The organism is Carboxylicivirga taeanensis (assembly GCF_051851475.1).
Taxonomy (GTDB): domain Bacteria; phylum Bacteroidota; class Bacteroidia; order Bacteroidales; family Marinilabiliaceae; genus Carboxylicivirga; species Carboxylicivirga taeanensis.
Window position 1 is genome coordinate 76,146 of the sequence record NZ_JBPUSJ010000012.1, and the last position, 15,271, is coordinate 91,416.

Below are 15,271 nucleotides of genomic sequence, written 5' to 3' on the forward strand. Positions count from 1 at the left end.
GTGTTTGTTTTCAGTTGCATTCACAATTTGCAATTCTTTCCTCCGCTTTTGCCAATGGGTCGCAAACGGCGTTACTTATGTTGGTAAAACGCAGACTAAAAAGCATTACCATTTTAATGCGATTGTCTTATAAAGACAATATTTCTCGTGAGGTTTTAATGATCAAACACATCGGTGTAACCTACCATAAAGGCTACATCTCCTTTTTGATATACCTCTTTAGGAGTACCAAAGAAACAGAGGTTCTTGATAGAGTCAAAAGAACCATCGCCTGCCTGGTAGGCTAGTATAGCTTTTTTTACTTTTGCCAGGTGTTTGTAATTTACCTCGGCCGTTCCGTGCGAGCCAAATATTCGGTAGCCCGAATTGCTATGTGCATCAATCGTATTGATGCTTTGCAGATAGGCCTCACAGTTATTAATCAGCAAGAGGTCGTTGTAGATAAGATCGCCGGTAAAGATGTATCGCCGGGCATGGTCGATGAGCGTAATGGATGCCTTTGAGTGGCCGGGGGTGTGGAGGACCTGTATTTTACGCTTACCTAAATCGATGGCTGTGCCAACCGAATATAGCTTGGAGATTTTTAGGCAGAGGGTATCATCACTAAGTACGTCGGTTTTGGTGAGTGCCAGAATACTATCGGCGGACAGGCGATTCATGAGAAACGGAAGTGCCGGAAGACCAATGGCTTTAAAATCAGAAGCACCACCAATGTGGTCGAAATGAAAGTGGGACAGGAGCAAGGTAATCGGCACCGGGCTGAGCGAATCGGCCACCTGTGCCATGCTCTGCATTTTATTTTCGCCTGTGCCGGCATCCAGTAATATGGCTTCTTGCTCGCCGATGATTAAAAAGCAGGAGTTACGCTGCGAACTAAGGGGTTCGGAAATAATATAGGTGCTTCTATCGAGCTCCTGGATTTGATACCAATCACCTTGATGAGTGCCGCAGCTGGCAGTTATAATAGCAACGATGGTGAAGGTAAGTAGTTGTTTCATGGGGTTGGTTGAGTAGTGTTTGTCAGGTGATTGGATGTGCGCGGCAGCGGTATTCAGCGACTAAGTAGCCAAAGCGTTGCATTTGGGTTTAACTTTTTACTTATGTATAGCCAAATCATCCTTGGCGGTGGTTGATTAGAACCACTACCGCTCTAATACCCACTGAAACAGCTATTACTTATACAAAATGTTAGGCAAAGTGGTTACTGCTATCTCTTTTTATTGGATTGAGAAAGAATAGATGCTGCTAAAGTTTTGGTGTCATCATTGTATTTAGAACTTTTAAGAACCTTTGATGCCGTATTTTCCATTTCACTTCTTGTTTGCTTAGTCGTACTTTTTTGTGATAATGCCGACCCAGCGAGTTTCTTTGCTATTTGTGATGAATTATCATTTATCAAAGTTTTTGCTGCTAAAGAAGCTACATTCTTCGAAGTTTGCTTTTGATTTTTAGCCATACTTAAATCCTCCTTTATTTGAAATTGTTAGAAATCCTATCTCTGTCTTCAATTTCCTTTTTTGATTTGTGAAATAATTCAATCAAAACAATTCTATTTTCGTGTTCATAGTGAGCATATATCAATCGAAATCCAGAATTAACACCTTTACCTTTAAAAGACTTACTTGCTATTTTTTTTACTTTAATAACACACGTTTCTATTCCTAAGTTATCAATTCTAAAGCTAAAAGGTGGTCTTTCATTCGGATTTACAAATAAAATTTTCTTGACAATCTCTATATCTTCAGGTAATGTCCTATATTTTTTAGAAAGGTTCTTTACATCTTTCTTATATTCCTCTAGTTCCTCTATTTTCATAGGACATCATTATCTTCATTGTAATTTCTAGCTGAATATGGATGTTCTCGATAGAATGCAAGCTCATAGTCAATTACTTCTCCTTCTTTCGATGCTAACCAAGGCATATCTTTATGAGAATATTCACTTATCGCTGATGCTGACCAATCTGAATATTGCTCAATTACCTTATCAAGAATATCTTTCTCACTTGCTTTCAAACTTTTCAAATTTGGTTTTACGAGGGGGATATACCTTGTTTGTGGATAACCATGATACTCCGTTTTAAATCTCATAATCATTTTACTTGCTATCATCTGTTTTATTATAGAATCAAGTTTTTGTGGTACTGGTCCAAATGGTAGTTTGCGATATACTGCACCTGTCAAATGCTCCTCGTATATTTCGTAATAATTAAAATCAGAAAAGTAAAGTAGTTTATATAATAGAGTTTCTCCAATATTTGGTTTGCCTGCACATTTTTCAAGAATGTATAGCAATATATCTTTAAACTTATCAATCTTTAATTTTGGAGTTGATACTCTTACCTCCTGACATTCTAGATCGTTCGAAGTAGAAAAACTTATATCCTCCGTTGTGAATTCCTGAGATAATAATTTATCAATCGAGATAGATAAGTTATCTGCAATCTTTTTAAGCTCGATAACAGAAACGTTTCTATTTCCTAATTCAATTTGTGTTAAAGATGGTCTTGAAATTTTCAACATTTTAGCAAGTTCATCTTGAGAATATCCTTTTGTCTTTCGAAGTTCAGATATCCTACTTCCCAATTCTTTTTGAGTTATTGTTTTCATATCCATGTAGTTTTCTATACAAAAATAGAAAATGTTCCAATATAAAACAATGAATTGTTAGAATGTCATACATCGCTTTAGTTCCATGCCATCCAACGTTGAGTGTATGGTGTCGTAAGGGATTGCGGGCTTCCTACCTATCAAGTTACCACCCAAAATTGAAGCGGGTGATTCCGCTCGAAAACCTCTGTAACCCTTATGAATTATACACATTGTTGTGCTTTCGTTATTTTATTTTTTCAAATATTTGAATTAAGTCTTTTAGTATTTCTGGTTTATGTTCAAGTGCAATATCAATATAACACTCTCTTATTCTTACATGGTCCGCTTTCAATATTTCACCACATAATCTGGCGAAAATAGGTTTTCCTTGAAACTCATTTTCCCAATTTTCACCACTTAAGAGATTCTCTAGCCTAACTTTTTCTTGTTTAAGCCATCTTTCAGTTTTTGTTCTGTCTAACTCCACCGTTAGTTTGTTGATTTCGGCCTCAAATCCATCTAAAATTTCGTTGATAATTGTATCAACTGGCATATTATTACCAATATTAACTTTAGGAGCCTTAAGTGAATAGTTTGCTGAAAGATAGTCTTTAAAGTTTTTAATTAAATTGAAACTCAATGTTTCTGTGGCAATACGTTTAGTCTCAATTTTGATAAACTCTTCTGTCAAATCCTTATTTTTATCTAAATAAAGATGAACAACAACTTTTCTGAGAATTTCTTCATCTAAGAAGTAGTTTTCTATATGTCTTCTTTTTAAGCAAAAAATATGACCACTTGCTTCAATAGAAGTTATTTGCTCTTGTCTAAGTCCATCACGGTCTCTAACCATATACATATTCACGCCAAATATGGACTGTCTTATTTGTTCTTCTACAGCTTTCAATGCACCAATATTAGTCACAGAGCCTATAGGGTTGACTTTTATCTCTGAATCTACTTTTTGAGCAATCTTATGGTAAGCTAAACGGTCAATGCTGGAACTTTCACCCTCAATGAAAACTATTTTTTTACCAACAGCAAATAGCCCTAAATTTTCACCAATTAGCTGAACCAATTCTTTATGAGTAGTTTTCAGTTCACTAAGTCTATGGGCTTGGTTTTGTCCAGATTGGTCTGAATCAATAAAGAAAACGTTTCCAGTAGCATAATATGTTGATATCAAATCAGCGGAATGGGTTAAGAAAATGAACTGATTTGTGTGTTCTCCAATAGATTTCAGGGCTTCAATTAATTTAAAAGTAAGGGTTGGATGAAGATGTAATTCTGGCTCATCAATTATAAATACAGAATGCTTTATATCTTTTCTAGCAACATCAAAAAGAACCTTTATTACTTCTTGTTCACCTGAGCTAAGTGAAGAAAAAGGAAGAATCTGACCAGCTCCATCTTTATAGTGAAACTCATTTGGCTGAGCAGGATTAATATCTTGTAGGATTTTACCTGGCAGAATATTCTTAAATATTAATTTGTATTTTTCTAAAGGGTGAGGGTAATTTTGCAAGATAGTAGTCCCAGTCTGGGATGGGTCTGCTTGAACTGCTTCTGCTAGTTTGTTTTTATGGGCAGCAACTTTTTGATGAATATAATTCATGAATTCACGCCACCTATTGACAAATGGAGAGTATCCCCAGTTCCATGGTGTTTCTGTATCATCAGGGTCAACTACTTGATAACTTATCTGATTGTAACTTATAGTCTCAAGAGTTCGTTTTGAATCTATTTGAACTAAGGAACCTACATATTTACCTTGGCCGTATTTTCTTGAATTAATGTAATTTTTGAATTGTTGGTTTTGCTGTCTATTTATTAGTTTTACCTCATGTCCGTTGAAGTATTTTTCTGCTTCATCTTTTCTTGTTGCTTGAATTGTTAAATCCATAATAGGAGTATTTTGAATACTCTGGACAATTGCTTGCTTTAATCTTGTTTTACCAGAACCATTTGCACCAGCAATTATAACAACATCACCGAGGTTGTCAATTTCAATATTCTTTATTGGTTTAAAATCTATTAACTTAAAAGATGATATTTTCATAGTATGTTTTTTAATGAAGCACAACTCCTCAATAACCTCACCAAGTGCTGTTATATTTCTTATATCGTTCACCATCTTAAAGATGTATAATATTTTCTATATAGAAAAGTATAATGCCTTATCAGATGAATAGTTATGGCGAGTTATTGGCTCGTTGACACAAAAACAGCCCCGCACGTCTGCAGGGCTGCAACTAATCTCAATTAATTTGTTTATTGGTCTACTGCCACTTTGCTGCTGCGGTTGCGCACCACAGCATTACTCTCGGCAATACGGTTGGCAGTAAATTGTGCCAGCTCGCCATATAGGGTGGTATTCACCTTTTGCATCACACCAAGGTACGGGGCTAGTTCGTCGTTAATAAAACCAATGAGCTGTTTTTTAATAAGAGTGGCTGAGCTCTTGTTTTTCTCATCATCTTTTACTGAGAGGTAAGCAATCTGTTTGGTAGTAAAGTTGTTTACCGCTGTTTCGAGCTGGCTGAAGCGTACGTCGCACCCCGATAGGGCTGTAATACAAGCGGCATACGGCTCAGTTTTACTTTCGGTAATCATTGAGCTCAGCAACGGATACTCTTCGCGGTAGCTTTTGCTTTTTACTTCCAGGCCGTACTTATCTATCATTTTAAACAATTGAATGGCAGCGCCGGATACAGCCTCCTCGGGGTGGCAGGTATAGCCTTTGGTTAAGCCATGCAGCAAAGTGAATAGACTATCGGTTACACCGTCGAGTTCAGATAACTCTGATTCTACTGTATCTCGCATGATAGCAATACCAAGCTGGTTGTTTAGTTCAGACACCTGTGAAAATAACTGAGTAAGATGCCTATCAGTGCTATAATCGCCCTTAGAGTACTCGTCTAATATTTGTTGTGTTACGCCATTAAGCTCACTCACTCGGGTGGTTGTAAGTATTTTTGAAATTTTAATCATGTAAATTCTTTTTGGAGGGTTAAAAAATAACTATTTGTGTATTGAGATTAGTCGCTTATTGTTTGTAACTAAATAGTCGTGTCACTTTTTTATTTTTTTCGCGTGACTAAATAGTCAAGGCTCGTTTTTGTCTTCAATGATGCTCTAACTATTTAGTGAAGGCTTGTTTTGTCTCTCCGATGTGCTTTGACTAAATCGTTAAAGTTCGTTTTACTATTAAATCGTGATGTAACTATGTAGTTAAAGCCTGTTTTGATGCAAAAGCAGCCAATAACCATTTAGTTATAGACCTATTTATTAGAAAACTATTGTTTTTGAAGTTTAAATTGGATGGGCGAAAAGCAATCATAACTATGCGGTTAGCGTTATATTAGTTAATTGCAGAAGTGCGAAACCGTAACACCTTTTCGGGAGGTAATTATATTTTTTATTGACGAATGTTATGTTTTTATATGGGGATGTTAAATTTTGTATGATTAAAATCTGCTGTTTTATAGATGATTGGATATTTGTATAAGGCCTTGTCCTCGAGCCGGACGGGCTTCTACTAATCGTATCAATCCCCCTGATACCAACACATTAAGACTTCAGTATTTACCGCCCCTTTTGTCCTCAAGCCGGACGGGCTCCAACTTTTCCCTTCAGTCGCAAAAGTTGTCAAAAGGTCCGCTGACTGCAGCACTCAATGACCCACTAACAACTTACTCCGCATGAGATTTAAAGATATGCAGCTTAGTATCAAATCTCATTTTGCTTCGTTTCGTTGAGTGGGGACCCCATTTGCGTTGCTGATGTCAGAGGCTAAACAACCAGTTAATCGGTTTTTTCTTCCTTAACTCAAAACTCCGTTTTGAAGGAGCGGGAGCCAGTTCCATTGGCGGGCCGGCGATGGGAGTAAACCCGTTTAACCTTCCTTAAGTGCCAAACGCATAATTATTAATAAGTTACTCTAAACAGCAATGTCAAGTGCGTTGGCAGCATCAATGGAACTAGACTTTTGGTTTCCTTTTGGGCAATGCAAAAGGAAATGCCAGCCCGGCATAAGGGCGATGTAATAATACTCCTTGCCGTTCGGGTAGATAAAACTGTTTTGTAAGGCTTTGTCCTCAAGTCGGACGGGCTCCAACTTTTCCCTTCAGTCGCAAAAGTTGTCAAAAGGTCCGCTGACTACAGCACTCAATGACCCACTAACAACTTACTCCGCATGAGATTTAAAGATTTGCAGCTTGGTATCAAATCTCATTTTGCTTCGTTTCGTTGAGTGGGGACCCCATTTGCGTTGCTGATGTCAGAGGCTAAACGACCAGTTAATTGCTTTTTTCTTCCTTAACTCAAAACTCCGTTTTGAAGGAGCGGGAAGGGATAGTTTGTCTGACTTGATTCTTTTGTTTCGTTTTCTTACCAAGAAGAAAATGAAATTAAGCATATTTGATAGTGCACAGGTCTGTTCTTTTAGAGCAGGTATTTTCAATTAAATGCGCTTATTTTGCATTCCAAAGCACTGTACTATGGGAAAACAGGTTAAAACCAATGCGATGCGGCTGCTGGATGCCAATAAGGTTAGCTACGAAGCATTTCATTATTATGGTAACGAGGAAAATACCGATGGCACATTAGTGGCCCGGATGAATCAACGTGATGTTAAGCTGGTGCATAAAACGCTGGTGGCAAAGAGTGCGAAAAATGAATTGTATGTGTTTATTATTCCCATCACCCGGGAGCTGGATTTAAAAAAAGCAGCCCTGGCAACCGGTGAGAAAAAGATTGAGATGCTGCCGCATAAAGACCTGCAAAAATATACCGGTTACCTCAAAGGCGGCTGCTCACCCCTGGGAATGAAAAAATTATTTCCGACCTTTTTGGAACAAAGTTCAAGTGAGCAGAACAAAGTAATTGTGAGTGGGGGTAAAAAAGGGCATATTATCGAACTGGATATTGCTGATTTACTCAGGGTTGTAAATGGGCAGCCGGCCCACCTGGTGAAAGAGGCATAGGTGGCCATTGCTTATTAGCACAGCCGAGCCTTGTAGTCCTGTTTTTAGAGTTTATTCTTATCACAGATTGGGAGCTAAACATTCCAATTCGTGGGCTGTTATGCTTTTAAATGCATAGGCTTATGAAACAATTGATAATTTTAACGATATCGCTAATGATAAGTATAAACAGTACAGGACAGGAGAAGGCTCTGGCAACTTTTGGTGGCGGGTGTTTTTGGTGCACCGAGGCCATTTTTGCTGCGCTTAAAGGCGTTGATACGGTGGAGTCGGGCTACAGTGGTGGCGAGCAGGCCAATCCAACCTATAAGGAAGTGTGCACGGGGCTTACCGGGCATGCCGAAGTGGTGCAGATTACTTACGATCCTCAGCAGCTGCAGTTTGCAGATCTTTTGGAGGTGTTTTTTGCCACCCATAACCCCACAACACTCAACAGGCAAGGCGCTGATGTTGGGACTCAATACCGATCGGTGATTTTTTATCACACAGATGAACAAAAGCGAATAGCCGAGTTGGTGATTAAGGAGCTGGGGCGGGAAAAAATATTTGACGACCCGATAGTTACGGAGCTAAGTGCATTTCAAACATTTTACAAAGCTGAAGACTACCACCAGGACTATTTTGCCAATAACCCGCGACAGCCATATTGCAATGCGGTGATCAATCCAAAAATGGAGAAGTTTAAGAAGCTGTTTAAAGAAAAGTTGAAATAATGTTTACTTGTAAATAGTTGGTATATTGTGTTTAATAAAAAGGGTGCAAAGACGAATCTAAAAATTGTTACATAAAATGGTTGTTTTGTAATATGAAAATTACTTATCTTTGAACTCCGGAATGAGACAACAGATTGACCAATATCTTCGACGCCTGACGTCAGATAATCATCCGGAAAATGATGGTTTAATAACTCGTTTTTCCTTTTGCTCGTTCAATTCTCTCAACGCTGATCAACTTATTTTTTTTAGATATATCAAAAAAGACCTGATTTTTAATTCAGGTCTTTTTTTTGTGCTGTTTGGTAAGCTATTGGGAGATTTCATAACGCAAATAAAATCCAACCAAATAAAGTGGGCACTTGTCCGCAGTAAATAGATATGCAAATGAAGAATAAAAGTTTAGTTTCCATCACCGATTTCTCTAAAGATGAAATCTTACGCATTGTTGAGCTGGCTGCCGAGTTTGAAGCTAATCCCAACCAGAAGTTAATGGATGATAAGGTGGTTTCAAGCTTATTTTTTGAGCCATCAACCCGTACACGCCTTAGTTTCGAAACCGCTATTCAGCGATTGGGTGGTCGTATCATCGGGTTTACCGATTCCTCATCGTCTTCAACATCGAAAGGCGAATCGCTAAACGACACGATTAAAATGGTTAGTAACTACAGCGATTTAATTGTGATGCGTCATCCGCTGGAAGGTTCGGCCCGTTATGCTTCCGAAGTGTCGGATGTGCCAGTAATTAATGCAGGCGATGGAGCTAATCAGCACCCAACACAAACCTTACTTGATTTGTATTCCATTTACAAAACGCAGGGAACACTGGAGAACCTGAACATCTTTCTTGTTGGTGATTTGAAGTATGGACGCACCGTGCACTCTTTGCTCATGGCCATGTCGCAGTTTAATCCAACATTTAACTTCATTGCACCCGATGCACTGAAAATGCCCGATGAGTATAAGCTGTTTCTTGATTCGAAAGGAATTAAGTATTACGAGCACCTCGAATTTACCGATATAATTGAAGCAGCTGATATTCTTTACATGACCCGTGTTCAGCGCGAGCGCTTTTCTGACCCTATTGATTACGAGAAAGTGAAGAATGTGTATGTGTTGCGCAATTCAATGTTAGATAACACCAAAGACAACCTGCGTATTCTGCATCCTCTGCCACGTGTGAATGAAATTCATACCGATGTGGATGCCAACCCTAAAGCCTACTATTTTGAGCAGGCAGAAAACGGTGTGTATGCACGTATGGCCATCATGGCTTCTATTTTAGGATTAAAGTAATAGTAGATTAAAAGACATTGAATCATGACAAAGAAAGAGTTAAGCGTTAGAGCTATAAAAAGCGGAACCGTAATAGACCATATACCAGCCACTCATTTATTTAAAGTAATTTCTATACTTGGACTGGATAAGATTGAGAATCAAATTACATTTGGAACCAACCTGAAAAGTAAGCAGCAAGGACACAAAGCCATTATTAAGGTGGCAAAGAAATTTTTTGCTGATGAGGATATCAATAAGATTGCTCTGGTTGCGCCTTTTGCCAAATTAAATATTATTGATGATTATAAAGTGGTTGAAAAGAAGCAGGTAGAAATTCCCAAAAGCATTGTGGGTATTGCCAAGTGCTTTAACCCGAAGTGTGTTACCAATAATGAGAACATGACTACCAAGTTTTCATTGGTTGAAAAACAGCCTTTGGCCCTGAAGTGTCACTATTGTGAAAAGATTACCAATGAAGCGCACCTCGAAGTGCTTTAACATACCGAAAAAATCAGTCAATGTATTTTGACTGATGCCAATAACTCCTGCTTTTCAGCGGGAGTTTTTTGTTTGCAGATAATTGGTAGTTTTCTAGAAGCGGATAAAATACCCCAGATTGATTGCTCCTTTATAACCAAATCCGATATTTCCGGTTAGCCCCTGTTGTTGGCCCCATCTAAAGCCTAACAGGTTTATTTGAAACGTAAGTCCGTTGATATTCATCGACTGGTTCAGTCCGCCTTCATTCCTGATGCGCTCGTAGCCATAGCCAATACTTAGTCCGCTGCTAAGTTTAAATTTAGGATGCCGCAGATACTCAAAATCAAGTACCGGGGCTATAATAAACGCCGATTTTGTGGAGCGGTATTCAGGGTTCTTAACCGAAAGTGGCGAATAATAGAATGGAATACTACCTTCACTCACTGTTTTGTCGTACATCAGGTTTATCCCTAGTTTTAGCCAATTGTTGAGGTAGCTGGAGTACTCCATATTAAAGGCCCCGAGCACAAAATACTTGCTTTGTCCTTCAAAAGAGCCATCTACCAATTTTTCCAGCTGGTAAAGAGAAAGTGGTGAATAAGTAAGACTGAGCTCGGTTGTTTGTGCTTCGGTGCGCAAAAAGGCGCAACAGAAAAGTAGTAGCAGTAGTTTCTTCATTAGATAAGGGTTGGTTGAATAATTTTTAATATGACAATATATTTAGTGGAAACACTTACCGCATTTGATTTTTTTTTCAAACAATCGTTCAATTCCTAACGGTGATGTATCTTTGTTGTAAAAGACGATAACATGGCAAAGCAAGACTGGAAGCCGGGCAACATGATTTACCCTTTACCGGCTGTGATGGTAACCGTAGGAAATTCGCCCGAAAACTATAACATTATAACTATTGCCTGGACAGGTACTATCTGTTCAGATCCTCCAATGTGCTATATATCGGTACGGAAGGGGCGTCATTCATATCAAATACTGAAAGAAACCGGCGAGTTTGTAATCAACTTAACCACCAAAGATTTAGCTTATGCAACCGATTGGTGTGGGGTACGTTCGGGCAGGCAGTACAATAAGTTTGAAGAGATGCATTTAACGCCGGGCAAAGCCTCTGTGGTAAGTGCTCCGATTATTGAAGAATCACCCATAAACATTGAGTGCAAAGTAAAGGATGTAACCGAACTGGGAACGCACGATATGTTTATCGCTGAGGTGGTTAATGTAAAGGCAGATGAGCAATACATTGATGAGAAAACCGGCGCTTTTAGCTTGCAGAAGGCGAAGCCGATCTGCTACTCACACGGGCATTATTTCGAGGTGGGGAAGAAGATTGGTAAGTTTGGCCATGCGGTGGAAAAAAAGAAAAAGCGAAACCGAAAAAAGAAATAAGTACAAAGTAAAAACCCCGGGATGTGCCGGGGTTTGTTTTTCTTAGTTGGTTTGTTTCTTTACTTTACCACCTGTATTTTCGCTTATTTCAACTTTTGCAGGGTCGCCTTTGTAGTGAATAACACCACCTGAACCGGCGGTGGCATTCAATTTTTTAGTGGCTGTTACTTCCATGGTACTGCCAAGCGTGGCTTTTACATAAGCTTCTTCGCTCTCCAAATCAAAACCAATGTAGGAACCACCGGCACCTATACTAACTTCCTGATATTTTGTTTTGCCAGTGAGCTCAATACGTGAGGTGGAACCATTCACATCAAGATTATTTACATCCACATCCAGGGTGACGTTTGATTCGGTGCCTCCGCGCAAACTTAAACTCTCGGCATAAATTGTGTTTTCGGCATCAATTGTAGCGCCGGAGCCCGCGTCTATTTCTCTCAGTTGTTTATAAGTAACATACACCTGCACTGCCATGTCCTTATAAATTTTTGTTTTCATTTTAATCTGCAGCTCACGGTTTTTTAGTTTGGTAATCACATCGGATACTTCAGCATTTTTGATATGCACATCTACCTCTTCCTTATCGCCTTCAATCAGCGTAACATTGATGCCTTTCGATGCTTTGACCTTATCGAAAGAGCCCAGTTTTCTGATTTGTGTATAGTCGGGTTCCTGGGCGCTTAAACCACTTACAAAAGCCAATAATAATAAGAGTGTGCTAGTTAGTTTCATGTGATGCATGTATTAAATTTATGATTGTTTTCCATTGTTTTTAACCACTCAATACGAAACCTTGTTCGCAATGTTAGGGTTTCTTACAAAAACTATGCAAATAAATCGCGAAGCTCGTTTTCTGTCATATCTTTTAGGGGGTTATTGGTAGTTATAAAGGTGTCGGCCAGCTCCATTTTTCGTTCCTGTAGCTTGGCAATTTTCTCTTCAATGGTGTCGGCAGCAATAAATTTGTAGACAAATACATTTTTTGTTTGTCCGATGCGGTGGGCACGATTAATGGCCTGTGCCTCAGCTGCCGGATTCCACCAGGGGTTGAGCACAAACACGTAATCGGCTTCGATTAGGTTAAGTCCAACACCGCCTGCTTTGAGTGATATAAGGAAAATGCGGCAATCTTCATTTTCTGTAAAGCTTTTAATGGCCATTTGCCGGTCGGTGGTAGCGCCGGTTAGCTTGGCATATTTGAGCTTTTGTGCCTTCAGGTCATTTTCGATTAATTCGAGGTCTTTAACAAACGATGAGAAGATCAACACCTTATGGTGCTCGCTGATGACGCTCTTAAGCTTCTCAAATATTTGCTCATACTTACCTGATGAGCCTTTATAATTCGTGTCAACCAGTGCGGGGTGATTGGCGATTTGCCTCAGGCGGGTTAAGGCCTGTAGCGCCAGTATGGCATTTTTATTGACACCGGTTTGTTCAATTGCTTTCAGCAGCTCGTTGCGGATGCCCGATTTCTCCCGCTCATAAAATTTCTGCTGTTCCTCGGTCATGTCACACACCAGAGTTTGCTCGGTTACAGGTGGCAGCTCTTTGGCCACCATTTCTTTTGTACGTCGCAAAATAAAGGGGTTAATCAGTTCCCGTAGCTTCTGTTCTTTGGCCTCATCCTGCTTTTTTTCGATGGGGCCGGCATAATGGTTTTTAAAGAAGTTGAGATTCCCCAGCAATCCATTATTCACAAAATTCATCTGAGCCCATAAATCAACCAGCGCATTTTCAATGGGTGTACCGGTCAGTACCAATTTGTAGTCCGATTGAATTTCGCTCACTGCCTGATAGATTTTCGAACCCGGGTTTTTTATGTTCTGGCTCTCATCCAATATGGTATAATGAAACCTGTAATCTTTCAGGTACTCAATATCGTTGCGGGCAATGCCATAGGTGGTGAGAACAATGTGGTAGTGTTTGAGTATTTTGCCTATTTGCTTCGATTTAGTTCTGTTATTGCCTGTATACAGATACACTTTTAGCTTGGGGGCAAACTTAACTATTTCATTGGCCCAGTTATGCACCAACGATGTGGGCATTACAATAAGGCTAGGCGGAATAGAGCTTGTGTTGAAGCCCTGCACCGAATCAAACATGCTTAACTGGTCCTGCTGAGGTGCTTCCGACGGACTGCTTTCATTACTTTCGTACTGATTGAGCAGTAAAGCAATGGTTTGAATGGTTTTACCCAATCCCATATCGTCGGCCAGTATGCCTCCAAAGCGGTTGTTATTCAAAACTTTCATCCATTTGAAGCCTTCCAGCTGATAGGAGCGTAGCGTGGCCTGCAGGCCATCGGGCGACTGGTAGTCGATGCTTCGTTGCTGCAGTTGTGCCATGCGTTTCTGCCATTGTGGCGATACTTCATTTAGCAGTTCCTGATCGAGCAGTTTGTAATGCATCTTATCCAACTTCAACTGATCCCCATCGGCTTTGGCAAAATGCATGAGGTCGGCGTATTTGGTAAACCACTCTTCGGGTATGATAAATACCTGCTTATTGGGTAATACAAATTCGCGTTTCCCTCGCACGATGTGTTGCCTGATGCGCTGAAAGGGAATTTTAAACTCATCAATAATGATTAGCGCTTTTATATCAAACCAATCATTGTCTTCGACGTATTGCATGGTCAGTTTTACCTGTCCGCTATAATAGTGGTAATCAAAACCTTGCTGAATAACCTTAATGTTGTTTTTAAGTAAGGCCTGGGCATTGGTGTTGAGCCATTCAATAATGGCGTGCATCTCGGTGGTGGCGCTCTTACCAGCCGCAGGACGGTACTGGGAGTCGCTGATGTTTTTAAGACCGAGCTCTTTCAGAACGTCTACTGCTTTGTGTTCGTCTTCTGTTTTGCGCTTGAACCGGTCAAATATATGGTGTCCTTTCAGCTTTCGGTGATTGACAAATACAGTTGATTTAGTGCCTGCCAGGTATTCCCTGTCGTCGTACTTAAATTTAAGGGTGAAAACAGGCTGTTGTGCCAAATCGTTTTCTAAAACGAGGATGGACTGAAGTTGGGCATCTTTATTATTGATAAAAAAACCCTGGGCATGCACTTGAAAGTCGCGCACACAATTTTCAACAAAAGAGGCCATGTAGGCATCAACGCTGCGCGGCTGAATAATAAGGTGATTAACCTTTAAGAACGGTTTAAACTTTTTACTATCGATGTTTTGGAAGCGAAACAGCTGGTGGTTGATCAAAAAAGTACAAGGCGAGGCAGTTAGTTCCAGCACTTCGCGGTTGGTGAGCCCCATCTCTCCATTTTCAGTCCTTATTTTCAGGGTGTACTTGAGGCCGGTTGGCTCAAGATTGAAATCAAACAAGGGCTGATCGTGCAAGGCTCTTACTTTTATTCTGTCTGACGAATAGATGGAGCTGTAGTTCGGATCTTTAAAATAAACGGGAATATCGGCCAGGGCAATCACCTCCAGAGCTTTGGTAATTTTATCATCCATTACCGGTCGGATGTGGTCTGTTGTGAACTGTTCTTCCAGCTTATCAAAAAACAGCTTCAGATTTTTTTGTTTGGAGAAGCGCTTGAACAAGTTCTGCTCATTAATGCTGACCAGCAGCTTCACTACTTCTTTTTGAGCTGATGAAAAATCAAACCGCTGCTCATCGATATGCTCAAACGTAGCCTGCTCAATTAATTGCAAGGCCCCGCTGTCATTTTGTTGGGCATAAAAGGGGATAAGGGTAAAACCAATGCTGCGTTTTTCAGATATAACAGTTACAAATTGCTCCATTACTTTTTAAGCGATTGTTTAATTCCGGCTTCTTTATTCAATTATAGAACCAACAAAGATAGTATGAT

14 protein-coding genes are annotated in these 15,271 nt (G+C 39.7%); 5 read left to right on the top strand and 9 right to left on the bottom strand.

Going from position 1 to position 15,271, the window contains the following annotated elements; all coding sequences use genetic code 11:
• Positions 1 to 155: 155 nt before the first annotated feature.
• From ACSX1H_RS15645 to ACSX1H_RS15670, 6 genes are all read right to left on the bottom strand, one after another.
• On the bottom strand, positions 156 to 998 hold the full coding sequence (locus tag ACSX1H_RS15645) for an MBL fold metallo-hydrolase (RefSeq protein ID WP_439185168.1): 843 nt from the start codon (positions 996 to 998) through the stop codon (positions 156 to 158).
• Between the two features lie 209 nt (positions 999 to 1,207).
• Positions 1,208 to 1,456 carry a hypothetical protein gene (locus tag ACSX1H_RS15650; protein WP_439185169.1) on the bottom strand — a complete coding sequence of 83 codons (249 nt, stop codon included), beginning with the start codon at positions 1,454 to 1,456 and terminating at the stop codon, positions 1,208 to 1,210.
• A gap of 14 nt (positions 1,457 to 1,470) precedes the next feature.
• Positions 1,471 to 1,815: a hypothetical protein gene (locus ACSX1H_RS15655; protein WP_439185170.1), complete on the bottom strand. Its 345-nt coding sequence runs from the start codon at positions 1,813 to 1,815 to the stop codon at positions 1,471 to 1,473.
• Positions 1,812 to 2,609: a type II toxin-antitoxin system antitoxin SocA domain-containing protein gene (locus ACSX1H_RS15660; RefSeq protein WP_439185171.1), complete on the bottom strand. Its 798-nt coding sequence runs from the start codon at positions 2,607 to 2,609 to the stop codon at positions 1,812 to 1,814. The genes ACSX1H_RS15655 and ACSX1H_RS15660 overlap by 4 nt, the downstream gene beginning before the upstream one ends.
• A gap of 226 nt (positions 2,610 to 2,835) precedes the next feature.
• Positions 2,836 to 4,650, bottom strand: coding sequence for an AAA family ATPase (locus tag ACSX1H_RS15665; protein WP_439185172.1), 1,815 nt, complete (start codon positions 4,648 to 4,650; stop codon positions 2,836 to 2,838).
• 212 nt (positions 4,651 to 4,862) lie between these two features.
• Entirely contained in the window at positions 4,863 to 5,582 is a 720-nt protein-coding gene (locus ACSX1H_RS15670; protein WP_439185173.1) for a DUF6261 family protein, read from the bottom strand.
• Positions 5,583 to 7,090: 1,508 nt separating this feature from the next.
• Between ACSX1H_RS15670 and ybaK the strand changes: the two genes are divergently transcribed.
• The 4 genes from ybaK (at position 7,091) to pyrI (ending at position 10,065) form a co-directional block, all read left to right on the top strand.
• Positions 7,091 to 7,576 carry a Cys-tRNA(Pro) deacylase gene (gene ybaK, locus ACSX1H_RS15675; protein WP_439185174.1) on the top strand — a complete coding sequence of 162 codons (486 nt, stop codon included), beginning with the start codon at positions 7,091 to 7,093 and terminating at the stop codon, positions 7,574 to 7,576.
• Positions 7,577 to 7,698: 122 nt separating this feature from the next.
• Complete coding sequence (gene msrA / locus ACSX1H_RS15680) at positions 7,699 to 8,289, top strand: peptide-methionine (S)-S-oxide reductase MsrA (protein WP_439185175.1); 591 nt, start codon at positions 7,699 to 7,701, stop codon at positions 8,287 to 8,289.
• Positions 8,290 to 8,676: 387 nt separating this feature from the next.
• Complete coding sequence (pyrB, locus tag ACSX1H_RS15685; RefSeq protein ID WP_439185176.1) at positions 8,677 to 9,585, top strand: aspartate carbamoyltransferase; 909 nt, start codon at positions 8,677 to 8,679, stop codon at positions 9,583 to 9,585.
• Positions 9,586 to 9,609: 24 nt separating this feature from the next.
• Positions 9,610 to 10,065: an aspartate carbamoyltransferase regulatory subunit gene (pyrI, locus tag ACSX1H_RS15690; protein ID WP_439185177.1), complete on the top strand. Its 456-nt coding sequence runs from the start codon at positions 9,610 to 9,612 to the stop codon at positions 10,063 to 10,065.
• A gap of 93 nt (positions 10,066 to 10,158) precedes the next feature.
• Here the strand turns inward: pyrI and ACSX1H_RS15695 are convergent, their stop codons facing one another.
• Positions 10,159 to 10,725: a hypothetical protein gene (locus tag ACSX1H_RS15695; protein WP_439185178.1), complete on the bottom strand. Its 567-nt coding sequence runs from the start codon at positions 10,723 to 10,725 to the stop codon at positions 10,159 to 10,161.
• A gap of 132 nt (positions 10,726 to 10,857) precedes the next feature.
• Here ACSX1H_RS15695 and ACSX1H_RS15700 point away from each other — a divergent pair, with 132 nt between their 5' ends.
• Entirely contained in the window at positions 10,858 to 11,448 is a 591-nt protein-coding gene (locus ACSX1H_RS15700) for a flavin reductase family protein (RefSeq protein WP_439185179.1), read from the top strand.
• 42 nt (positions 11,449 to 11,490) lie between these two features.
• On the opposite strand, the gene ACSX1H_RS15705 is transcribed toward ACSX1H_RS15700, so the two are convergent.
• Together ACSX1H_RS15705 and ACSX1H_RS15710 are read right to left on the bottom strand one after the other, a co-directional pair.
• Complete coding sequence (locus tag ACSX1H_RS15705) at positions 11,491 to 12,180, bottom strand: head GIN domain-containing protein (RefSeq protein WP_439185180.1); 690 nt, start codon at positions 12,178 to 12,180, stop codon at positions 11,491 to 11,493.
• A 92-nt stretch (positions 12,181 to 12,272) separates the two neighbouring features.
• Positions 12,273 to 15,203 carry a DEAD/DEAH box helicase gene (locus tag ACSX1H_RS15710; protein WP_439185181.1) on the bottom strand — a complete coding sequence of 977 codons (2,931 nt, stop codon included), beginning with the start codon at positions 15,201 to 15,203 and terminating at the stop codon, positions 12,273 to 12,275.
• Positions 15,204 to 15,271 lie beyond the last annotated feature (68 nt).